General features: G+C 68.0%; 17 protein-coding genes. 3 read left to right on the top strand and 14 right to left on the bottom strand.

Annotated features, from left to right (window positions below; genetic code table 11):
• Nucleotides 1-45 precede the first annotated feature (45 nt).
• Genes tagF through tssJ form a run of 5 tightly spaced genes read right to left on the bottom strand, consistent with a single transcriptional unit; the run spans nucleotide 46 to nucleotide 7611 of the window.
• The gene (tagF, locus tag LGN19_RS03410) at nucleotides 46-741 is read right to left on the bottom strand and encodes a type VI secretion system-associated protein TagF (protein WP_174958370.1); all 696 of its coding nucleotides are present in this window, start codon (nucleotides 739-741) and stop codon (nucleotides 46-48) included.
• Nucleotides 723-4349: a type VI secretion system membrane subunit TssM gene (tssM, locus tag LGN19_RS03405; protein WP_226213230.1), complete on the bottom strand. Its 3627-nt coding sequence runs from the start codon at nucleotides 4347-4349 to the stop codon at nucleotides 723-725. Before tssM ends, tagF begins: the two co-directional genes overlap by 19 nt.
• A 2-nt stretch (nucleotides 4350-4351) precedes the next feature.
• Nucleotides 4352-5674, bottom strand: a complete 1323-nt coding sequence (locus tag LGN19_RS03400) for a DotU family type VI secretion system protein (RefSeq protein ID WP_226213229.1) — start codon at nucleotides 5672-5674, stop codon at nucleotides 4352-4354.
• 15 nt (nucleotides 5675-5689) lie between these two features.
• Complete coding sequence (gene tssK, locus LGN19_RS03395) at nucleotides 5690-7099, bottom strand: type VI secretion system baseplate subunit TssK (RefSeq protein WP_226213228.1); 1410 nt, start codon at nucleotides 7097-7099, stop codon at nucleotides 5690-5692.
• Nucleotides 7096-7611, bottom strand: a complete 516-nt coding sequence (tssJ, locus tag LGN19_RS03390) for a type VI secretion system lipoprotein TssJ (RefSeq protein WP_174958374.1) — start codon at nucleotides 7609-7611, stop codon at nucleotides 7096-7098. The genes tssK and tssJ overlap by 4 nt, the downstream gene beginning before the upstream one ends.
• Nucleotides 7612-8241: 630 nt before the next feature.
• Here tssJ and LGN19_RS03385 point away from each other — a divergent pair.
• A complete protein-coding gene (locus LGN19_RS03385) occupies nucleotides 8242-8628 on the top strand; it encodes a TssQ family T6SS-associated lipoprotein (RefSeq protein ID WP_122947040.1) in 387 nt (128 codons plus the stop codon).
• Between the two features lie 44 nt (nucleotides 8629-8672).
• The gene (tagH, locus tag LGN19_RS03380) at nucleotides 8673-10121 is read left to right on the top strand and encodes a type VI secretion system-associated FHA domain protein TagH (RefSeq protein ID WP_226213226.1); all 1449 of its coding nucleotides are present in this window, start codon (nucleotides 8673-8675) and stop codon (nucleotides 10119-10121) included.
• Between the two features lie 54 nt (nucleotides 10122-10175).
• Here the strand turns inward: tagH and LGN19_RS03375 are convergent, their stop codons facing one another.
• From LGN19_RS03375 to LGN19_RS03340, 8 genes are all read right to left on the bottom strand, one after another.
• Nucleotides 10176-11654 (bottom strand): diguanylate cyclase, encoded by a 1479-nt coding sequence (locus tag LGN19_RS03375; RefSeq protein ID WP_226213225.1) that lies wholly within the window; start codon nucleotides 11652-11654, stop codon nucleotides 10176-10178.
• A gap of 396 nt (nucleotides 11655-12050) precedes the next feature.
• Nucleotides 12051-13496, bottom strand: coding sequence for an NAD-dependent succinate-semialdehyde dehydrogenase (locus LGN19_RS03370; protein WP_226213224.1), 1446 nt, complete (start codon nucleotides 13494-13496; stop codon nucleotides 12051-12053).
• A 153-nt stretch (nucleotides 13497-13649) separates the two neighbouring features.
• Nucleotides 13650-14948 carry a c-type cytochrome gene (locus tag LGN19_RS03365; protein WP_226213223.1) on the bottom strand — a complete coding sequence of 433 codons (1299 nt, stop codon included), beginning with the start codon at nucleotides 14946-14948 and terminating at the stop codon, nucleotides 13650-13652.
• A gap of 15 nt (nucleotides 14949-14963) precedes the next feature.
• Nucleotides 14964-17186 (bottom strand): xanthine dehydrogenase family protein molybdopterin-binding subunit, encoded by a 2223-nt coding sequence (locus tag LGN19_RS03360; RefSeq protein WP_226213222.1) that lies wholly within the window; start codon nucleotides 17184-17186, stop codon nucleotides 14964-14966.
• 1 nt (nucleotide 17187) lies between these two features.
• Nucleotides 17188-17643, bottom strand: coding sequence for a (2Fe-2S)-binding protein (locus LGN19_RS03355; RefSeq protein WP_043183740.1), 456 nt, complete (start codon nucleotides 17641-17643; stop codon nucleotides 17188-17190).
• 143 nt (nucleotides 17644-17786) lie between these two features.
• A complete protein-coding gene (locus LGN19_RS03350) occupies nucleotides 17787-18086 on the bottom strand; it encodes a putative quinol monooxygenase (protein ID WP_174958378.1) in 300 nt (99 codons plus the stop codon).
• A gap of 107 nt (nucleotides 18087-18193) precedes the next feature.
• Nucleotides 18194-19237, bottom strand: a complete 1044-nt coding sequence (locus tag LGN19_RS03345) for an NADP-dependent oxidoreductase (RefSeq protein WP_122947033.1) — start codon at nucleotides 19235-19237, stop codon at nucleotides 18194-18196.
• A gap of 232 nt (nucleotides 19238-19469) precedes the next feature.
• Entirely contained in the window at nucleotides 19470-20090 is a 621-nt protein-coding gene (locus tag LGN19_RS03340) for a TetR/AcrR family transcriptional regulator (protein ID WP_122947032.1), read from the bottom strand.
• A 307-nt stretch (nucleotides 20091-20397) separates the two neighbouring features.
• Here LGN19_RS03340 and LGN19_RS03335 point away from each other — a divergent pair, with 307 nt between their 5' ends.
• The gene (locus tag LGN19_RS03335) at nucleotides 20398-21969 is read left to right on the top strand and encodes a hypothetical protein (RefSeq protein ID WP_226213221.1); all 1572 of its coding nucleotides are present in this window, start codon (nucleotides 20398-20400) and stop codon (nucleotides 21967-21969) included.
• A gap of 125 nt (nucleotides 21970-22094) precedes the next feature.
• Here the strand turns inward: LGN19_RS03335 and LGN19_RS03330 are convergent, their stop codons facing one another.
• The gene (locus LGN19_RS03330; RefSeq protein ID WP_226213220.1) at nucleotides 22095-23114 is read right to left on the bottom strand and encodes a DNA-binding protein; all 1020 of its coding nucleotides are present in this window, start codon (nucleotides 23112-23114) and stop codon (nucleotides 22095-22097) included.
• Between the last annotated feature and the right edge of the window lie 15 nt (nucleotides 23115-23129).

The following is a 23129-nucleotide window of genomic DNA, read 5'->3' as shown; positions in this document are numbered from 1 at the left end:
GTCCGCCCGCCGCGCCCGGCGGCCCGCCATCCTTCTGCCGGGCCGCTAGCTGCCGCCGAACAGCGTCAGGAATAGCGCGTTGTCGGGCGTGCCCGTATGCGCATGCGTGCGCAGCGGCGATCCGTCCGCGCGGTTGGTCCACCAGAAACTGGTGCCGCCGTGCGGATCGAAGTAACCGGACAGCCCCGGCCACGCGGCCGGGGCCGGCCGTTCCGGCGGCGGCGCCGGCATGCCGTCGACGATGTCCGCATACCGGTCGTCGCCCGGCGCGAGCCGCACGCGTTCGAGCATCTGCTCGAGATCGCCCGGCGCGCGCGCATGGCGGATCGCGTCGAGCAGCGCCTGGCCGACCTGCCAGTAGAACGTGTCGGCCGCGTCCGGCAATTCGTTCCAGTAGTCGGCCGCGCGCATCGGCAGCGTGACGATCACCGGGTAGTAGCGCCCCACGCGATCGCAGCTCGGCGCGAGGCAGCCCGGCTGCACGCACGACGCGCCGGCGCCCGCCGGAATCAGGAAATTCCAGACCGGCGCGACCGTGTAGTGGCGCTCGATCTCATCCGCGCCGCGCTGGCGCATTGCGGCCATCCCCTGCTGGAGCCAGCGCTCCCACCACAGCGCGAGCGCATGCGGCAGCCGGCTGTTCACGAAGTCGCCGGCGCCGGGAATCTTCCCGTACCAGGCCGGCGCATCGCCGTCGGTACGCGTGAACGGCGGTGTCGGGCTCATGGCTTCGGAGGGCATGTAAAGGACTCCATCTGGGGCAGCCTGAACGGGTTGCGGACACTGCCCGCATTCACTTGCAGCACGATCGGTTTGCCGTCGACCGTGAAGCGCGCAATCATCTGGTCGGAGCCGCGCCCGGCGGACACGGCCGCGCGGTCGAACAGCCGGTGCAGTGCCCACGGCCCGTCGGTAGTGAAGCCGTCGGCCGCACCGGCCTGCCCCGATACCTGCAGCCGCACCTGGTTGCTGCCGCGCGGGCCTGGCCAGTCCACCGCGCTCTGCACGAGCGGGCCGTGCGCGTAGCGGACGATCTGCCCGTCGACGTCGAGCACCATCTCCGTGATCGACGGGTCCATTTCGAGCGGCTGGATCTGCACCTTCAGCTGCGCGGTGCGCGCCCCGCCGCCGAAATAGACGTCGCGGATCACCGCCGCCTTCTCGAACGACGACAGCATCGCGGCGGCCGACGGATCGGCGTCCGCATTGCGGTTTGCGAAGCGCCACGGATGCGACGTCGTGTCGACGATCGACTGCAGGTTCTTCTGGAAGAAGTCGTCCATCAGTCCGCCGGGCGCGAACATCTGCGCGAAATCCGCCGGCGCGACGTCGCGCGACGCGCCGCGCGCGAACGGATAGCGCCCCGCGATCGCCTGCCGGCAGAAGTCGCCCACGTTCGCGCCGGCCCGCGTCGCGACGCTGCGCTGCTCGACGGTCGCGACGCTGCCGTTCGCGACGTTCGACAGGTCGTCGAGCACCTCGCGGAACGGCGTCGGCAGGCGACCGGCCTGGGCACGCAGCCTGGCGGGCGCGTCGGACGGCGGCGGTTGCGCACCGCTCCTCAGCGCGTCGTCGGTGGCCGTCAGGTACGTGTACAGCGCGTCGATCGACTTCAACACCTCGTTGAACGCCTGGGCCTGGTCGCCACTGCCCGGTGCGAACGCGCGCAGCCCGGCGAAGTGGCTGTCGACGATCTGCTCGGCGCTCGCCGGCGCCGCCGCGGACGCACTCGAATTGCTTCCCTGGCCCGCGAAGATCTGCGACAGCGAGCTGCGCGCCTCGTCGACCTTGTCCTGTGCGCGCGTCGCGAGATTGCGTGCACCGCCCGGCGCATCGCCGAGCGCCGTGTCGCGCGCGAGCGCCACCATCAGCCGTGTGAGCGGCGAATCGGCGGAGGACAATGCCCGCGCCACCTGGATGCTCTGCGCGAGCGTCGCGGTGCGTTGCAGCTTGATGTCGGCGAGATAGTCGTCCCAGATCTTCAGGTAGTCGTTCAGGTACAGCTGGCGAATGTCGCGCGCCCACGCGGCCGCGTCGTTCGGCCCCGGGATCTCGGAGAGCCCGAGGTTCAGCACCCACACTTCCTCGCGCCCGTAGGCGTCGACCTCGCCGGCCACGCGCGGCGCGAACACGTTGCGATAACCGTTGCGCGTGTAGAGCCCCGGCACGCCTTCCGACAGCGGCTTGCCGCTCTGGCGGCGGAACACCAGTGAAGCGTCGGGGCCGACCGCCCGCGCGACGCTGAAGTCGAACGCGGAGGTGGCTGGCCGCAGCGTCAGCGTGAGCTGCCGGTACAGCCGCTGCGAGAACGGCACCTGCCGCAGCCGGTCGCGCACGTCGGCCACGAGCCGCTCGTTCATCGGATACGGCGACACCGCGACACGGTTGCCGAACAGCGCGGCAAGATGCGCACGCAACGCGGAGCGCTCGGCCGGCGAGAAATCGGGCGGCAGCGCGCGTTCCATTTCGAGGTCGACGACGGCCTGCACGAACGCGGGATCGTAGTGCGCGCTGTCGTACAGCATCAGGTACGCCTTCAGCGCCGCATACGCGTATTCGGTCTCGTCGGGCCGTGCGTCGCGCAGCGCGGCTTCCATCCGGCTCGCGGCGATCGGCAGCAGCACGTCTTCGAGTGCGCGCCGGTACACGGCGTCGACGGCTTCATCGATCTTCTCGCCCTGGAACAGTCCCCACCGATACGCGAGCGGTGGATGCTGCAGGTCGACACCGCCCGCATTCGCGAGGCTGCCGAGCGCGTCGAGCACGGGCAGCAAGCGGGCGACGTCGGCCGCATCGGAGAATTTCGCCCCGGCAATCTGCGCATCGACGGCCGGCACGCGCGCGGCGATCTGGTCGAGATACGCGCGATTGTTCGAATAGCTGCGCAGCCAGACGAACAGCGCGGCCACGCACACCAGCGCGAGCAGCACGTAGCCGGCGATCTGCAGCACGCGACGCTTCTGATGCCAGCGCAGGTCGCTGCCGGCAAGCGCGGCTTCGCGGAAGATGTGCTCCTGCAGCAGCGACTTCAGGAAGAAGCTGCGCCCGGTCGAGCCGACCTGCGCGACCGGCGGCACGCCCTCGATCTTCAGGAAGCGCTTGATGCCGCTCATCACGCGATCGAACGCGGTGCCTTCCTGCGTGCCGCTCGTCAGGTAGACGCCGCGCAGCATCGGCATCGGCTCGTAGCTCGACACGGAAAACACCTCGGCGACGAACTGGCCGAGCATGTCCTGCAGGTCGGCGATCTGCTGCGGCAGCAGGTACGTCATCTCGCGCTGGCGCGCGTCGGTCTGCGCGGCCAGCAGTTCGGGCAGCCCGTCGTTCAGCCGCTGGTGCAGCAGCCGGTATTCGCGATCGAAGGCCGCACGCAGGTCGAAACCCGGCGCTTCGCTTTGCGCGAGCTGGAACGTGAACCCCCACACCTGCGCGCATTCCGTGCGGCCGTAGCTGCTGAAATACTCGGCGAAGCCAGCGAGCAGGTCGGCCTTCGTCACGAGCAGGTACACGGGGAAACGGATGCCGAGCTGCGCGCGCAGTTCGAGCAGCCGCTTGCGCAGCACCATCGCGTGCTGCGTGCGCTCGGCTTCGGACGCGCCCAGCAGGTCGGCGACGCTGATCGTCAGCATCGCGCCGTTCAGCGGCTGGCGCGTGCGGTATTTCTTCAGCAGGTCGACGAAGCCTTTCCACTCGGCCTCGTCGAGCGCGCGGTTGCCTTCGTGTGTCGTATAGCGGCCAGCCGTGTCGATCAGCACCGCGTCGTTCGTGAACCACCAGTCGCAATGCCGCGTGCCGCCCACGCCGCGAATCGCCGCGCGGCCGAACTGCTCCGCGAGCGGAAAACTGAGCCCGGAATTCACGAGCGCGGTGGTCTTGCCCGAGCCCGGCGCGCCGATGAACACGTACCACGGCAACTGATACAGATACTGGCGCGACATCCGGTCGAACCACTGCGACACGCCCTTGCGCGCGGTGTCGGCCTGGCCGAAGCGGACTTTCTTCAGCAACGTCGCGGCTTCGTCGAAGCGGCTGCGCAACTCGTCGAGCTGCGCTTTGGCCGGATCGTCGGCGATGGCCGGCCCCGGCGCGGCCTCGCGCAACTGGTTCAGCAACTGCGCATTGAGACGGCCGGCTCGCCAGCTGCGCCACGCAACGCGTGCGCCCCACACGATGAACAGCACCGCGATCGTCAGCCCACGCGCCCAGCCGCTTTCGAGCGGCCGGACTTCGGCGAACGAGAACAGCGGGCCGGCGAGCCAGATGAAGCACGCGAGCACGACGAGACCGGCGAAAGTCCAGATCTCCCGCGACGGCAACGGCCGGACGAAACGCGCGACAGCCTGGTTCATGGTCAGTTGGCCCCCTGCGTGGCGCTGGCGCCGACGGCGGCACTGCCGGGCGCCGGCAGCAGCGTGATCTCGACGCGCCGGTTCAGCGCGCGGTTCGCGGGCGAATCGTTCGGCGCGACCGGATCGAGCGTGCCGCGCCCTTCCGCCGCGAGCCGCTCCGGATGGTCGAGCCGCGCGGCGATCATGCCGCGCACGGCTTCCGCGCGTTCGCGCGACAAATCCCAATTCGACGCGAAGCGCGCCGTATGCACGGGCGTGTCGTCGGTATAGCCGGTCACGCGCACGTTGCCGGGCACCTTGTTCAGCGCATCGGCCACGCGCGCGAGCACCGGCACGTAGCGGTCGATCGCCGACGTCGAGCCGGACTTGAACAACCCGTCGCCGCGCAGCACGATCACGCTGCGATCGGCGTCGTCGCGCACCGACACGAGGCCGGCCGCGATCTCCGGCTCCAGGAACTTCGCGATGCGCGGCGCCGGCGCCGGGCGTGGCGGCGCGTGCGCGGGCTGCAGCTTCGGCACGTGCAGCGCGTCGATCGACGCGAACAGCCGATCCGAATGCCCGGCGAGCGCGATCCGCAGCCCGACGAACACGCCGAAACCGATCAGCAGCGCGAGCGCCACGCATACCCACAGCGGCACGACGAAGCGGCGCGCAACATCGCGCGTGACGACGTCGCGCCAGTGCGGCGACAGCGCCGGATCGAATTCGCCGCGCACCGAGCGGATCGTCAGCGCGAGCTGGTGGCGCAGCGCGTCGAGCTGCGCATGGCCGTTGTCGAGCACGCGATAGCGGCCCTCGAAGCCGAGCGCGAGACAGAAATACAGCAGCTCGAGCAGGTCGAGATGCTGGCGCGGCTGCTGCGACAGGCGCTCCAGCAGGTGGAAGAATTTCTCGCCGCCCCAGGTCTCGTTGTGGAACGACACGAGCAGGCTGTGCGACGACCACACGCTGCCACCCCACGGCGTCAGCGCGGCCGCCTCGTCGAGCGCCGTGCACAGGCAGTAGCGCGCACCGATGATCGCTTCCGACGGCACGCCGGCCTCCTGCGCTCGTGCCTCGAACTGCCTGATCTCGACCACCAGATGCTCGCGCAGCCACGCCGGATTCGGGTGATGGACGGTCGAGCGGATCTGCGGCACCAGGTTCAGCAGCGGATTCGCCGCCGCGACGAGCGGGTTCGTGCCGCTCGCGGCCCAGCGCCCGGGGCGTGGCTGTGTCGCGGTCGGGCCGGCCGTGCCCGCCGCGGCCGGATGCATGCCGCCGGGATTCGGCGGCACGAATCCGCCAGCGCCGGGGGAGATCGAATCGGAGGAGGTATTCATCGCGTCACCCCGCCCTTACCTGCGTATCGCCCAGAACTCCATCGAGAGTCCAGGGAATTCGCCGGCGAAATGAAAAGCGAGACCGCCGGAGCGCGCCAGCTGCTTCCACAGGTCGCTGCCCTTGTCGATCTCGAAGTACGTATGGCCCGCGTGATACGGGATCTGCCGTGGCGCGACCGGCAACTGTCGCATCGTGATGCCCGGCAGCTGCAGTTGCACGAGATCGCGAATCCGCTCGACCGGCCCGAGCTTCGCCTGCGCCGGAAAACGTGCGCGCAGGCTGTCGGCCGGCACGTCCGCGCGCACCGCGAGCACGAAGCCGGCCGTGTCGCGCAGCGCCGGGTCGGCCAGCGTCGCGACGCGGATGCCGTTGCCCGCATCGCGCAGCTCGATCTGGATCGCGTTTTGCTCGAGCACCGTCGACAGCGACCGGCGCAGCTCGGTCATCAGTTCCGCGAAGCTCGTGCGCAGGTCGTCGTGTACATAGACCGCGAGCGACTGCGGGCGCCGGCCGGCCGCCGTGAACGTGCTCAGGTCGCACGCGAGCTTCAGCCAGTCGCAGAACAGCGCCTCCGGATGCGTCGACACGTGCTGCTGTGCATGCCAGGTCAGCGCGAGATAGCGGTTTACGAGCTGCAGCAGCAGAAAATCCGCGACTTCCGACACGCCGCCGCGCCCGGGCTCCGACAGCCGTTCCGCGAGCGCTTCGCTGCGTTGCGTGAGCAGCCCGTGCAGCTCGCGCGCATAGGCCAGCAGCACGGCGTCGTGCTGCGCGACGAGGCGCGGCGGAATGTAGCCGTCGTCGACGAGCAGCCGCGCATCGGTGCGCCGCTCGACGATCCGCGCGACGCCGAGCGCGTGCCAGTCGCCGGTCAGCTCGGCTTCGAGCATCAGCCGCACATTCAGGCGGCCCGTCTGCAGTAGCGCGGGGCCGAGTGCGACCGCGTTCGCGTCGGCCACTTCGTATTCGCGCACGACGTAGCGCGCGACATCGGCACTGCCATTCGCGCCGTTCGCGGCATTGCCGCCGCCCGCACCTGTACCTGTACCGAACGACACTTCCTCGCCGCCGCCGCGCCACAGCGGCAGCGCGAGCACGACGAGCTGGTCCTTCGCATTGGCCGGCACGTCGAGCGGTTCGGGGAGATCGTCCGGATGGGACAAGTCGAACGGCGTGCCGTCGCGCATCACGCCCGACGCGGTGCGGAGCGCGACCTTGCCGAGCGCCAGTTGCTCGCGATCGAGCTCCAGCGTGTCGAAGCCCCAGTAGAAGCCCTGCAGCGGCAGGCAGCGCAGCGCGACGTAGCGTTCCCAGTGCCGTTCGAGCTGCTGGAAATGCTGCGGCCGCAGGAACATCCCCTCGGTCCACACCACCCGCTGGCGGAGCGCCGCGACCGGCGTCGCGGACATCGTCGGTTCGGTCATGGGCGCCCCTTCGCATCGTTCAGCGCGACGCCGCCATTGCGGACGGCGATCGACAGCTTCAGCTCGCCCGGCGACGTCTGCCAGAACTTGTAGAGATTGAGCTGCTTCGCGCGCGGCAGCGGCACCGTCAGCCGCCAGCGGTTCTTTTCGAGCATCCGGTATTCGGCGACCACACCGATCGCACCGGCCTCGACGTTGCCGCGGTAGTGCAGCGTGCGCGATTCGCCCGGCCGCAGGATCACGCGGTCGGTGCCGAGCAGGTCCGCGCCGAGCACGTTCTCGGGCTTGTCCTGCAGCGAGAAGAAATCCGCGCTGTCGAACGACGCCGCCGCGCGGAGCTGGAACACCTTCAGCACGATCGGCGAAGGCTTGCGGTTCATGTCAGGGTTGACGTCGGGGGCAACGTCAACCGTGATCGCATACGGCACCGCCGCGGCGTGCTCCGTCGCGCCGCATCCCGGCAACAGCATCACGCATCCCCATACGATGAAACTGCTCGACCGCGATTGCATATTCCACCCTCGCCACCCAATAGCCACGCGCCGGTTTTCGACTGCTAAACCGGATGATCTGATTGAAAAATGGACAATTAATCGATCGGTAATTGTGTAACCAGAATATCCATCCATTGCAATTCGTGTCGGCAAATTATTCTTGTAAAAAGCCGGGTCGTATCATTCAGGGTTTTTGAAAGTCGATTTGGCGAGATGATGGGCAATTGAATATAGATTGGTAAATTAATGGCAAAAGTTAATCCGACCGGTGCGCCTGGGCGGCCCGGTTCTATGGCGTGGACACCTGTCGGATGGCTCGGAGGCGCAAGCCGGCCGGCCGCCGGGCAAGGGGCGCTCGCGACGCGGAGGGTGTGCCAGGCTATTCGTTTCGCACGAACGGACGGGCCGTTTTTTCGAGCATTGACGTGCGCTGACCAAACAACTGACGAATCCGAAAAACACAGCGAACTATAGGCCGTTTTTCCGGTTTCACAAGCACTGAAATTCGTAGTCGATTCGGCATTCAAGTGCAAATGGATTGACCAAATGAAACAAAACGTAACAGCCGGTTCGATGCCGATGATTGGCACTAGAATCCAACAGCGCTTGTGTGCCACCTTCCAATTACGCCAATCTTTAATTTCAATAATGAAAGGTCGTTCATCGCTCGTTCTTTTCCTCGGCGCATTGTTGCTGGGGGCCGGCGGGTGCAGTACGTCCCCGACACAGTCGGCTGCACGCGCGACGATCGATAGCGCGCGCGCCGCGTACGACAGCGGCGACTACGGGCGCACGATCGCGCTGCTGAGCCACGCGAAGGAGATCGACGGCGCCGACACCGACACGCAGGTGGCCGCGCACAAGCTCCTCGCGTTCAGCTATTGCGTGACGAACCGCATCACGCCGTGCCGCGCCGAGTTCTCGAAGATTCTCGACCTCAACCCGCGCTTCGACTTGTCCCCTGCCGAGAAGGGGCATCCGATCTGGGGGCCCGCGTTCGAATTCGCGCGCCGCAGGCATGCGTCGTCATCCTGAACGAACCGGCTTCCACGCGAGCGCTTCACCGAGCGACGTATGACATGCAACTGATCGTGATCGAACATGCCGGCGAGCCGGTCGAAAACGACTCCTACGACGCCGTCGTGTTTCATCCGCCGGGCGGCACCATCGGCCGGGCCAGCGACAACCATCTGGTGTTGCGCGACGACACGCGGCAGATCTCGCGGCTGCAGGCGCTGCTGCAGGTCGGCGACGACGCCTGCCTGCTGAAGAACCTGAGCAGCGTCTCGACGATCGAGGTGAACCGCGAGCCGGTCGGCTATGCGCAGGAGCGCCCGCTGAACACCGGCGACATCATCCGCATCGGGCCGTACGTGCTGCGCGCCGAACGTGACGATGGCGGCGATGGCGACGCGGCACCGGTCATCGACATGGCGCCCGATACCGGTAGGCCCGTCGATACGCAGGCACAGGCGCGAGCTTCAGCGGCGCCCGCGCAAGCATCGCCTTCGCGGATCGATACGAAAGGTGCCGGCAACCGGCTGTGGGGGCTTCTCCAGGATCGTCTCGCGCCGCGCGGCAAGGTGGCGGACGCCGGTACACGGCCTGGTGGCCCCGCCCGTGCGGACGCAGCCCAGCCGGCGAACCGTGCGGCGCAGGCCATACCGCCCGCGCCGTCGCAGCGCGACCTGAACCAGCTGTCGATCGATCCGCTCGACCTGTTCGCGCAGTCGTCGGGCGATATCGGCGCAACGGGCACGGCGGCGCAAGTCGATCGGGGCCACGCGGATCGCGAAGCGTCGTCCACGACACAGGCCGACCATGCGCCCGAGTGGACGCAACATGTGCGCGTGCAGCCGGCCGCCGCGCGCACCGCCGATACGCAGCCGGCCGACGAACCCGCGCCGCATGCCACGCGCGCACCGACGCCCGATGAACTGCTGAGCGCGTTCTTCGAAGGCGCGGGGCTCGATACGGCCGCCGAATCGCATCAGTGGTCGGCCGAACAGCTGTACATTGCGGGCCAGTTGCTGGCGCTGTTCGCGAACGGCACGGTCGAGCTGCTGTCGTCGCGCAGTATCCTGAAGCGCGAGGTGAAGGCGCACATGACGATGCTGCTCGACCGCGAGAACAACCCGCTGAAGCTGCTGCCGGACGGCGGCGCCGTGCTGCGGCAGATGTTCGGGCTGCCGCTGCCGGGCTTCATGTCGCCGCAGAGCGCGGTCAGCGACGCATTCCAGGATCTGCATGCACACCAGATCGGCATGGTCGCCGGCATGCGCGCCGCGTTGATGGACCTGCTGACGCGCTTTTCACCGCAACGGCTGCGCGAGCGGGACGACGCGATACGCTGGTACGAGAAGCGCGTGCCTGCGCTGTACAAGGCGAGGATGTGGGATCGCTACGCGGCGACCCATCGCGACACGGTGTCCGCGATCGAGGACGATTTCGCGTCGGTGTTCGGCAAGGCGTTCCTGGCGGCGTACGACGCGGAAGTGGAAAGCTATCGCGGCAGCGGCCGGCATTGAACGTCAAACGGCACGCCCGCAATCGGCCACGGGCGATGCGTGCCGGCGGTGGTGTCAGCTGTCCGCTTCATGCGAGGCGACCTTGTTTCGCCCCGTTTCCTTCGCGTGATACAGCGCCTCGTCGGCCGCCTTGATCACCGACTCGACCTCCCCTTCCTGCCCGGGCGCCCAGCTCGCCACGCCGATGCTCGCGGTGACGCGCCCGAATTCGCTTTCCGCATGTTCGATCGCGAGCCCGTCGATGGCCGCCCGAATCCGTTCGGCGATCTCCGTCGCACCCGTGGCCGGCGTATCGGGGAGAATCACGACGAATTCCTCGCCGCCATAGCGGGCCGCGGTGTCCGCGGGACGTCGGATGTTGTCGCCGATGCACCGCGCAACCGCGGTCAGCGCATCGTCGCCGGCCTGATGGCCATACGTGTCGTTGTAGGCCTTGAAACGGTCGACGTCGACGAACAGCAGTGAAAACACCGAACGGGCCCGGCGTGCGCGGCGCCATTCCAGATCCAGCACTTCCCCGAACGAGCGGCGATTGTTGAGCCCGGTGAGGCCATCGGTGCGTGCGAGCATCACCAGTTCGGATTCGGCTCGCATCCTGCGCCGCAGCTGCGTGCCGAGCAGGAACGACAGCACGATGAACGCCGCGCCGAAGGTCGCCACCAGCGCGCCGATCGTGATCGCCCGGCGCTGCCATGCGGCATAGATGTCCTGCTCCGCTTCAGCGACCATGATGATCAGCGGCAGGTGCGGCAGCGTCTTGAAGTAGTACAGGCGGCGCACGTGGTCGATCGTCGAGGTGTCGAGGAACGAGCCTTCCGGCGCCGTCAGGAAATGACGAAACGTTGCCGCCTGGCTGATGTCGCGACCGATGGTATGCACGTCGTACGGCTGGCGCATGAACATGACGCCGTCGGTGCCGATCAGCGAAATCGCGCCGTGCGAGCCGAGCGCGAGGCCGGCGAACAGCGTGTGGAAATACTCGACATTGACCGCGATCAGCGCAATGCCGGCAAACGAGCCGTCCGGATTGGACACGCGGCGCGTCAGCGCCACGCTGAGCGAGCCGCCGCGCAGGCGGGATGCAAACGGATCGCTGATGTAAAGCCCAGCGTTCGGATTGTCCCGGTGAACCGTGAAGTACTTGCGGTCGCCGAAATTGCCCTGTCGCGGCACGTCGTTCGCCGAATCCAGGATGATGTTGCCGGCCGAATCCAGCACGAGCATCGAGCCGAGAAATTTCGCCGTCATCGCGTGATCGAACAGGACGCCGCGCCGCAACGCCGGCGACGCCGCCATGACGTCCGGCCGCTGCAGGCCCTGGATCACCGCTTCCAGCGACAGGCCGTACAGCTCGATATTGCGTTCGATGTCGCGCTCGGCGACGAGCGCCAGATTCCGCGACGTATCGCGCGCGCGATCGAGCGCGTCGTGACGGCTCTGAAACAACTGCAACACGCAGAGCCCCATCAGCGCGCACGCTATCAAGGTCCCCGCCAGCACAACGTAGTACGGCGCTGCCGACCGCGGATGCATCCGTTTCCTCTCAGGTTGGGCCGACGCTGACGCACCGGTTGTTATGGTTTGTTCTGAATAACCTATACCAAAAAGCGTGGCGCGCGGGTACGAGGTGCTGTCCGTACTTGCCAGATGGCTGACGACGTGAGCTGAGCGGTGTCGAGCGGATCTTGTGTCGTTCTAGCGGGCATCGGGTGCCGGCATCGATTCACCGACGGGCGTGGCGTGTGGCGTTGCCGATGATGGAATTGAAACGATCCATCGCAGTGGCACGCACATTGAAATGCCGAGCGGGTTGCCGTGCGAATGCACGGCTGGCGGGAAAAGCTGGCGAGAGACCGGGCGTACCGCCCGGCCCGCGCCGACCGCGCGCGCCACGCCAACGGCGCCGCGCACGCGATCGATCGACGGCCGTCAGACGGCCATCACCGTCACCGACTTCGTGACGAGGTACGGCTCGAGCGCTTCCGGCCCGCCTTCCGACCCGTAGCCCGAGTCCTTCACGCCGCCGAACGGCATTTCCGGCCACGGCGTTGCCGGCTGGTTGATCCACAGCATCCCGACTTCGAGGCGCTGCGTGAGCAGGTGCACGTTCGCGAACGCGCGCGTGAACGCGTAGCCGGCGAGACCGAACGGCAGGCGGTTCGCTTCCGCGATCGCATCCTCGAGCTTGTCGAAGCCGCGGATCGCCGCGACCGGGCCGAACGGCTCGTTGTTGAACACGTCCGCTTCGAGCGGCACGTTCGCGATCACGGTCGGCGCGAAGAAGTTGCCTTCCGAGCCGATCCGCTCGCCGCCGGTTTCGATGCTCGCGCCGACCTTGCGCGCGTTGTCGACGACCGACGCCATCGCGGTGAGCCGGCGCGGGTTCGCGAGCGCGCCGAGCGTCGTGCCTTCCTCGAGGCCGTTGCCGACCTTCAGCCCTTCCGCATGCTTGACCAGCGCGCGCGTGAATTCGTCGCGGATGCTGTTGTGCACGAGAAAGCGCGTCGGCGAAATGCAGACCTGGCCCGCGTTGCGGAACTTCGCGCCGCCGGCGGCCTTCACCGCGAGCGCGACGTCGGCGTCCTCGGCGACGATCACCGGCGCATGGCCGCCCAGTTCCATCGTCGCGCGCTTCATGTGCAGGCCCGCCATCGCGGCGAGCTGCTTGCCGACCGGCGTCGACCCCGTGAACGTGACCTTGCGGATCACCGGGTGCGGGATCAGGTACGACGAGATTTCAGCCGGATCGCCGTACACGAGGCCGATCACGCCGGCCGGCACGCCCGCGTCGACGAAGGCGCGCAGCAGCGCGGCGGGCGATGCGGGGGTTTCTTCCGGCGCTTTCACGAGGAACGAGCAGCCGGTGGCCAACGCGGCGCTCAGCTTGCGCACGACCTGGTTGACCGGGAAGTTCCACGGCGTGAAGGCGGCGACCGGGCCGACCGGCTCCTTCACGACCGTCTGCTGCGCGGCGAGGTTACGCGGCGGCACGATCCGGCCGTACACGCGGCGGCCTTCGTCCGCGAACCATTCGATGATGTCCGCCGCCGACAGCACTTCGACGCGCGCTTCGGTGAGCGGCTTGCCCTGTTCCTGCGTCATCAGCTGCGCGATCGCGTCGGCGCGCTCGCGCACCAGCGCGGCCGCCTTGCGCATCGTCGCCGCGCGCTCGTGCGCGGGCACCTTGCGCCAGGCCTCGAAACCGCGTTGCGCGGCGGCGAGCGCACGGTCGAGATCGGCGATGCCCGCGTGGGCCACCTTGCCGATCGGCTTGCCGGTCGCCGGGTTCACGACGTCGATCGTCTTGCCGCTCGCGGCGTCGACCCACTCGCCGTCGATCAGCAGTTGCGTATCCGTATAAGTCACGTTAGCCATCCAGACACCCCTACATTGCGTCGATAAACGCGCGCTGCCGCGAACGGCCGCGCGCCGGTTGACAGAAAAACCCAGGCCGCCGGGGCAAGCACGCACCCGGGCGGCAGTGACGGCGGGCACGCCGGCCCGCCATCGTTCCGCATGGGGCCGCGCTCAGCGCGCGGCCGCCGTCGCCTTGCGGAGTTTCGCGACGTCCGCTGCCTGCACGGCCGGCGCGCCGTTGTTCCAGCCGGCGCGCATGAAGGTCAGCACGTCGGCGATCTGCCGGTCGTTCAACTGGTTCGAGAACGCCGGCATCGGATACGCGGACGGCACGCCATCGATCACGAGCGTCTCGCTGCCGTTCAGCGTCACGTTGATCAGCGACGCGGCATCGGCTTCGAGCACGTTCGGATTGCCGGCGAGCGGCGCGAGCAGCGGCGCATAACCGCGCCCGTCCGCGCCGTGGCAATGCAGGCAGTAAGCGTTATACACCTTCGCGCCCGGATCGGCTGCCGGCCGGCCCAGCACGACCTGCGTCGCCTTCGGATCGTAGCTGTACGGCGGCGCGCCCGTGCCGCCCGCCGCCGGCAGCGATTTCAGGTAACGGGAAATTGCCGCCAGATCGTCGTCGGAGAGCGCCTGCGTGCTGTGGTTGATCACGCTGACCATCGAGCCGAACGCGGTCGCATGGCGGTTCGCGCCGGTCTTCAGGAACTGCGCGACCTCGGCCTCGTTCCAGCGGCCGAGCCCCGTATTGGGCTCGCCGGTCAGGTTCGACGCGAACCAGTTGTCGATCGGCGCGCCCGACAGGAATGCCGCGCCGCCTTCGTCGAGCGCCTTCTCCTGGAAGCCGACGCCGCGCGGCGTATGGCACGACCCGCAGTGCCCGAGCCCCTGCACGAGATACGCGCCACGGTTCCACATCGCGTCCTTGGCGGGCTTGTCGGCATAAGGCGTCGTGTCGAGGAACACCATGTTCCACAACGCGAGCGGCCAGCGCATGTTGAGCGGCCACGGGATGTCCGACGGCCGGTTCGCCTGCTTCACCGGTTCGACGCCGTGCATGAAGTACGCGTACAGCGCCTTCACGTCGTCGTCCTTCAGCTTCGCGTACGACGGATACGGCATCGCCGGATACAGGTTGTGACCGTCCTTCGCGACGCCCTTGCGCAGCGCGCCGGCGAATTCGGCTTCGGTATAGCCGCCGATGCCCGTGTCCGGATCGGGCGTGATGTTGGTCGTGTAGATCGCGCCCATCGGCGTGACCATCTTCAGGCCGCCGGCGAACGGCGTGCCGCGCGGCGCGGTGTGGCACGCGACGCAGTCGCCCGCTTTCGCGAGATACGCACCGCGCGCGACGAGCGCGCTGTCGGCGGGTGCCGCCTGCGCAGCGTGCGCGGTCGTGCCGGCCAGCAGCGCAGACACGGTGAGCAACGACGTGCCGAGCATCTTCAGGGTGAGGTTTTGCATGTTCGTCGCCTCCCCTCAAGCCGTCTTCAGCTGGTCGCCGACCGGCAGCTTGCGCAGCCGCTTGCCGGTTGCCGCGAAGATCGCGTTCGCCACTGCCGCGGCCGTCGCGGCCGTACCCGGCTCGCCGATCCCGCCCGGCGCTTCGCCGCTTTTCACGAGATGGACCTCGATCGGCGGCGTCTCGTTGATCCGCAGCATCCGGTAGTCGGTGAAGTTGCTCTGCACGACTCGGCCGTCCTCGATCGTGATCTCGCCATACAGCGCGCCCGTGATCCCGAAGATGATGCCACCCTGCACCTGTGCCTCGATCGTGTTCGGGTTGACATACATGCCGCAATCGACCGCACACACGACGCGCTTCACCTGCACCTCGCCGTTATCCACCGCGACATCGACGACGATCGAGAAGAAGCTGCCGAACGCGTGCATCACCGAGACGCCGCGCCCTTGCCCCGTCGGCAGCGCCGGGCCGCCCCAGCCGGCCGCCTTCGTCGCGACATCGAGCACATTGAGCGCACGTGGCGTCTTGCCGAGCAGCGCGCGGCGGTATTGCACCGGGTCGGTCTTGGTCTGCGCGGCCAGCTCGTCGATGAAGCTCTCGACCACGAACGTGCCGCGTGTCGGGCCGACGCCGCGCCAGAACGCGGTCGGTATGTGGCGCGGCTCCTGCCGGACGTAATCGACCAGCTGGTTCGGCAGGTCGTACGGCAGCTCGGCCGCGACCTCGACCGCGTCGGGATCGACACCGTGCTGGAACGCGGGCGGCGCGAAGCGCGCCATGATCGACGAGCCGACGATCCGGTGCTGCCAGGCAATCGGCTTGCCGTTCGCGTCGAGCCCGGCGGAGATCCTGTCGTGGTAGCACGGCCGGTACATGTCGTGCTGCACGTCTTCCTCGCGCGTCCAGACCACCTTCACGGGTGCGTTGACCTGTTTGCCGATCTTCACGGCCTGGCCGATCATGTCCGTCTCGAGCCGGCGGCCGAAGCCGCCGCCGAGCAGGTGGTTGTGCACGACGATCCGATCGGGCGCGAGGCCCGTGAGCTGCTGCACGGTATCGCGCGCCCGCGTCGGCACCTGCGTGCCGACCCAGATCTCGCATCCGTCGCCGCGCACGTGCACCGTGCAATTCACCGGTTCCATCGTCGCGTGAGCGAGCAACGGCTGTTCATAGACGGCGTCGACCCGTGTCTTCGCATTCGCGAATGCCTTGTCGACGTCGCCGTCCTTGCGGGCGACCGCGCCCTTGCCGTTCGCCGCCGCCTGCGCGAGATCCGCGAACAGATCCTTCGTCGAGACCTTCGCGTCCGCGCCCTCGTTCCACTTCACGACCAGCGCCGACGCGCCACGCTTCGCGGCCCACGTGTGATCGCCGACCACCGCCACCGCGTTGTCGACGCGCACGACCTGGCGTACGCCGGGGATTTTCTTCGCGGCCGACTCGTCGATGCTCGCGACCGTGCCGCCGAACACCGGGCTGTTCACGATCACCGCGTACAGCATGCCGGGCAGGCGCACGTCGAGCCCGAACTGCGCGGTGCCGTCGACCTTCTCCGGCGAATCGAGCCGCTTCGCGGGCGTGCCGATCAGCTTGAAATCCGCCGGCTTCTTCAGCGCAACGTCCTTCGGCACCGGCAGCTTTGCCGCCGCATCGGCGAGCTGGCCGTACGACGCGCGCCGGCCGCTCGGCGGATGCTGCACTTCGCCGTTCGCGGCGCGGCAGGATGCCGGATCGACGTTCCATTGCTTGGCGGCGGCCGCGACCAGCAGCGTCCGTGCGGTCGCGCCTGCACGGCGCATCGGTTCCCACGCATAGCGCACCGACGTCGAGCCGCCGGTGAGCTGGCCGCCGAGCAGCGGATCGAGGAACAGCTTCTCGTTCGGCGGCGCATGGTCGAGCGTCACGCTCGACAGCGGCACTTCGAGCTCTTCCGCGATCAGCATCGGCAGCGCGGTATAGACGCCTTGCCCCATCTCGACCTTCGGCATCACCAGCGTGACCTTGCCGGCGCGGTCGATCTGTACGAACGCGTTCGGCGCGAACACGCCCGCGCGCGCGGTTTCATCGCCGTCGCCGCCGATCACCGAACGACGCGCATCGTCACCCGCGGCCGGCATGCTGAAGCCGAGCAGCAAGCCGCCGCCGGCCGCCGCGCCCAGCGACATGCCGAGCTTGAGGAACGAACGGCGCGACACGCCTGTGCCGGCCCGGCCGGCTTCGATCAGTCCTCGTGACATGTCAGGCCTCCTTCGCGGCTTGCTTCACGGCCGCGCGAATCCGGTTGTACGTGCCGCAGCGGCAGATATTGCCGGCCATCGCCGCGTCGATGTCGGCGTCGCTCGGGTTCGGGTTCGACGCGATCAGCGCGGTGGCGGCCATCACCTGCCCCGACTGGCAGTAGCCGCACTGGACGACGTCGAGCTCGCGCCACGCCTGCTGGACCTTGTGGCCGGCCGGCGTCGCGCCGACGGCTTCGATCGTCGTGATCTTGCGGCCCGCGACGGCCGCGACCGGCAGCACGCACGAACGCGCGGCGACGCCGTCGAGATGCACGGTACACGCGCCGCACTGGGCGATCCCGCAGCCGAACTTCGTGCCGGTGAGGCCGACGACGTCGCGCAGCACCCAGAGCAAGGGCATGTCGTCGGGGGCGTCGACCGAGCGGGTTTCGCCGTTGATATTGAGGGTGATCATTCAGCCTCCGGGGCCGGTGTATTGGGGAAGCGGCGCAAACGATGCGCTGCGGGGTGTCGGCATGTTGTCATCGCCGCCGCGCGTTGTGCGGCGGGTGCCGTGCGGCCCGGGTGGGAGCGAGCCGCGACGGGAGTACGGCGTGATTACTCGGCGACGTCGATACCCGACAGCACCTTGATCACCGGCGGCGCGGTGAACCAGTCGGCCGACTTCGTCCGGAATTCACCGAAATACGGGCTCGCGAGGTGCGCATCGAAGGCGGCCTGGTCGTCGTAGATCTCGTACAGGTGCAGGTTCGGCGAACCGTCGTGCTCGCGGAACAGGTCATAGCGCCGGTTGCCCGGTTCGGTGCGCGTCTTCGCGACCATGCTGCGCAGTTCCGCCTCGGCGGCCTCCGCGTGTTCGGGTTTCAGGAACAGGGAAGCAATCACGTGAAGCGCCATCTTGTCACTCCTATCGAAACGGAATCGGGAAAGCCGCCCGCCTGCGTCAGGTATTTCACGTAACGCCGGCGGGTGGCCGGTTGTTGCTGCAAGCCGGTACCGTCGTGTCAGGCCAGTTCGTCCGGGCCCACGCGCACGACGACCTTGCCGAAGTTCTTGCCGGCGAGCAAGCCGATCAGCGCTTCCGGTGCATCGGCCAGATCGGGGACGACGTCCTCGAGCGTCTTGACCTTGCCCTGCGCGACCCATTCGCTCATGTCCTTCATGAACGTTGCATAGCCGGTTGCATAGTGATCCAGGATGATGAAACCCTGCATCCGGATGCGCTTGCGCAGGATCGTGCCGACCAGTGCCGCCAGGCGGTCCTGGCCGGTCGGCAGCGCGGTGTCGTTGTAATGCGAGATGATCCCGCACACGGGCACGCGCGCATGTTCGTTGAGCAGCGGCCACACCGCGTCGAACACGGCCCCGCCGACGTTCTCGAAATAGACGTCGATGCCGTTCGGGCAAGCGTCCTTCAGCTTCGCGGCGAACGCCGGATCGCGGTGGTCGACGCACGCGTCGAAACCGAGCGTATCGGTCACGTACGCACACTTGTCGGCGCCGCCCGCGACGCCGACCACGCGGCAGCCCTTCAGCTTGGCGATCTGGCCGACCACCGCGCCGACCGCACCGCTGGCCGCCGCGACGACCACCGTTTCACCGGCCTTCGGCTCGCCGATCTTCAGCAGCCCCGTATAGGCGGTGAAGCCCGGCATGCCGAGCACGCCGAGCGCGTACGACGGATGCGCGAAGTCGCGGCCGAGCGGAATCAGGTCGCGGCCGTCGGACAGCGCATAGTCCTGCCAGCCGGCGCCCGCGACCACGAGATCGCCTTCGCGGAACGCGGGCAGGTTCGACGAAACGACCTGGCTGACGGTGCCGCCGACCATCGGCTGGCCGAGTTCGGCCGGCGCGGCATAGGACGGCGCGTCGCTCATCCGGCCGCGCATGTACGGGTCGAGCGACAACCAGACCGTGCGCAGCAGCACCTGGCCGGCGCCGGGCGTCGGCACCTCACCGGATTCGGTGCGGAAGTTGCCGGGCGTCGGCGCGCCGACCGGGCGCGAATTCAGGATGATCTGGCGGTTTGCGGTCTTGCTTTGCGGCATGTAAGCCTCCGTCAACAGGAATGGACGTGCTTCGTGGGCACGATCGGATCAGGGATGGACCAGCAGAGACGCGCGCATGCGGTGGCGTCGGCGCTCAGGCCGTCGCGGCTGCGTGCGTGCGGTTGAAACAATCGGGACAGCGTAACGCGGCGTGGCACGTTCGTCATGCGTATTGAGTAGACCAGTCGTCTAGAAACAGGGTAAAAACAAGGCGCGCCGATGCGCGCCCGGGTTACGACTGTGCTCCGCCCGGCTCGAGCGGCGGCAGGTTCAGCATGCGCCGCGTTTCGACCATCGCCCGTTCGAGCGGCTTGCGGTTGCGGTGAATCTTTTCCAGCAGCGTCGCGCCCAGCCACAGCTCGTAGAGGATCGCGGCCGTATGCGACGGATCGGCGACCGCGCTCAGCGAACCGTCAGCCAGCCCGGCCTCGATGCCGCCCGCGAGCCGCTCGATGATCTGGCTCGTGCCGTGCCGCAGCACCGCGCGCATCGCTTCCGACAGGTCCGACACTTCCGCACCGAGCTTCACCGCGAGGCACTTGCCTTCCGGATCGTCCGCGCATTGCGTGTGCAGCCAGTTGCTCCAGTACGTCATCAGGCGCTCGGCGCCCGTGCCGGCCTGATGCTTGAGCAGGTTGTCGAGATGCGCGAGGTAGCCGTCGAAATACGACTCGAGCAGCGCTTCGCCGAATGCCTCTTTCGAGCCGAAGTAATGGTAGAACGAGCCCTTCGGGATGCCCGCCGCAGCGAGAATCTCGTTCAGGCCGACCGCCGAAAACCCCTTGTGGAGCATGATCGGCTTGGCGATATTCAGGATGTGATGGCGGACTTCCGCGCCTGAAGATGCATTCATGATGGCGTATGTTAGCAACGATTAGACCGGTCGTCTAGTAACCTCGAACCGGTAGGTTGAGCGGCACTTTACCCGATCCCCGCCGCGCGCCAAAACGTTGCGCCGGCATTCCTCGCGCCTCTCCTGCCCTGCCGCGTGCGTGGCGTCACACGCACGACTCGGTTTCGTCGCGGGCGTTTCATCGATCTCCCGCATAAATACGCGCGGCGCATGTGCCGGCAGTCGGGAAGTTTCGGCCGGCATTGCACACGTGTGCAATGCGCCTGATCGTCGTTGCCGCCTCCCGAACCCGTGACCAGGAACGTCCATGACCGCTTCGAAACCCGAACGCCCGTCCGCGCCGAACCGCCGGCGCTTCATCCAGCGCGGCGCCGCGCTGACCCTGTCGCCGCTCGTCGGCACGCTGGCCGCCTGTGGCGGCGACGGCAACCCGACGTCCGCGTCGTCGTTCGCCGCCGCCGGCGCTGCGGATGCGTCCACCCGCAACTACGGGATCGCCGACCGCTCGATCACGATCAACGTGGTCAATGCGATCCCGTCGACGACGCTCGCGTACGGTAATGCGGCAAGCCAGAGCGGCTCGCTGCCGCAGGCGTCGCAAGCGCAGATCGCGACCGGGCAATCGACCGCCGTCAGCGCGTCGAACAGCTGGGGCGATTGCACGGGATCGTTCAGCCTGGCCGGCGGCGACGCGTCGTTTGCGATCTCGTACACGCATCCGTTCGGGTCGCAACCGACCACCGTGAGCGTCACGCCGTCGGCCGGCTACGTATCGGGCGCCGACGCCGCCACGTTTCCCGGTCACGACTCGGTCGCGAATCTCACGCTGTATCGCGGTGTCGCAACCGCGAACGGCGCATGGGTCGTCCCGCTTGCGCAGCTCGCAACGCCGCCGGCCAACAACTGCCAGGATTTCGCAAACAGCATGTTCGGCAGCAACGTGCGCACGGCCGCGGCCATCCAGTCCGCGTACCAAAGCACGGGCCCGCTCGGCTATGTGCCGCCCGCCGACTTCACCGGCGGCCAGCTCGCGGGCTTCGTCGCCCAATGGGTGCAGCGCTGGCAAAACGGTGCGGCGTATGGCGTGCTGCCCGCAGCCGATGCGCAGCTCATCGATGCGCTGAACCAGTACGTGTCCGGCGCATCGAACGCCGGCCCGCTGACGATGTGGGTGCCGCAGATCGCGTGGCAGGCGGGCACCGATCCGGCGGTGTTCGCGCTGACGGGTTATCGCGCGTTTCCGTTCGTCGATGCGCAGGGCAACTGGAACGCGGGCACGTTGTCCGCGTTCCTGACGCTGCTGGCGGCCGGTTCGCATATCGTCGCGATCAGCGCGACGAGCGACCTGCCGGCGGGCGTCACGATGCAGGCGTTCGACAGCTTCATGGGCGCGAGCGGGCTGACGACGTCGACGGATATCGGCAACTCGCACTACGCGTCGGTTTTGAACACGACGGGCCGCTATTACCTGAGCGTCGGCAGCGATTTCGCGCCAGCGAACTGCGGGCTGATCCTGTCGTTCCTGTATGGGCGCACGGTGAACAACCTGCTCGCGGGCGCCGGCACGTACAACACGTTCATCCAGCTCGAAGGCTGGCAGGCCGGCGGGTCGCGGCACAACGCCGACTATGCGACGTATCAGCAGACGCTGTGGAACATCTCGACGTATGGGGCATCCGCGTATAGCGAAAAGCGCGCGACGTCGATCTTCCTCGCGCCCGCCGGGTGGACGCCGCAGGTCTACCAGACGACGCGGATGATGCCGTACGTCGGCGCGTACGCGCAGTCGAATGGCTCGCCGCAGGGCTGGCTGAACACGTCGCTCGTCACGATTCCGGCGGATGCACCGGCGTTGCCGTCGCGGTATGTGTCGAGTTGATTGGTATCGGTGGGTAGGCGAGCGGTTGAGGGTGTAGCAATGCCAGTTGCTTGCTTCCCCGCTTCCCTGCTCATGGGCTCACGGCGTGCGTCACCATCGGCTGACGCACGCTTGCGGTTTCGCTGTCAGCGCGGCACTTCGTCGGCGCGCTTGCGCGTGCGCGCCCTCCGCTCGTCCCGTTGCGCGGCCGGCGCGGCCTTGGCGCCGCGCAACGGTGCCCGACGCGCGAGCACCGTCATTTCTCTTCGCAGCGCATCGAGTTCCTTGCCGCGCGCCACATCGGTCGCCTGCGCGCCGTCGAGCTGGCCCTGAAGCATGCCGCATCGATGCAGCGCGTCGCCGAGTTGCGCCTGCAGCGCGGCCACGTCCTTGCGCTGCTGCGCATCGCGCTGCTCCGCGCGGGATGCCGACGCATCGAGTTCCTTTTGCAGCCGCGCGGCCGCGAGCCGCTCACGATCGATTTCCTGAAGCGCCCGCTTCTCCGACGCGCGCAAGCGCTCCTCGGCCCGGCCGGCGTCGTCGCGCAGCCGGTCGAGCTGGGTGGTGAAATCCGCGCGGGCCTGCGCGAGTGCGCGGTCGCCTTCCGCGTTGTCGGCCGTGAGGCGATCGATATCCGCTTGCAGCGCCTGCCGCGATGCGTCGTCCGCCGCCCTCGCCTGTTCCAGTTCCTGAATGCGCACCTGCGCAGCCAGCAGCGCGGCCGTGCGTTGTTCCAATGCCGTTTCGGTGCGGGCCAGTTCGGCCTGCAGCGCCGCCACTTCCGCCTGCGCCGCCACCCGCTCGGCTTCGACCTCCGCGCGCAGCGCATCGAGCGCGGCGGCCGCGTCGGCGCTCGACCGATTCCATAGCGTCGCAACCAGTTCACCGGCGGCTGCCTGCAGATCGGCCGGCAAGTCGGGATGCTCGATGCGGACGCGACTCTTCTCCCGCAACGCTGCCCAGAACTCGCCGAGGACGGCCGTCGGCGTGCTCATGCTGCCCTTGCGGACAAGCTGGTACAGGCGGTTCGCGGTGGGCGTGATGCCGAAGCGGAAGAACAGCAGCGCGCAGGCTTCGCGATACAGCTCGCGGGTTTTCGGGAATTCGGCCTTGAGGCGCTCGATTTCGGCGGTCAGGCGGGATTCGTCGGCAGCGAGATCGGACATGGCGGGATTGGGTTG

The organism is Burkholderia sp. AU30198 (assembly GCF_020419825.1).
Lineage (GTDB): Bacteria > Pseudomonadota > Gammaproteobacteria > Burkholderiales > Burkholderiaceae > Burkholderia.
This window is presented reverse-complemented; position numbering and strand designations above follow the sequence as displayed.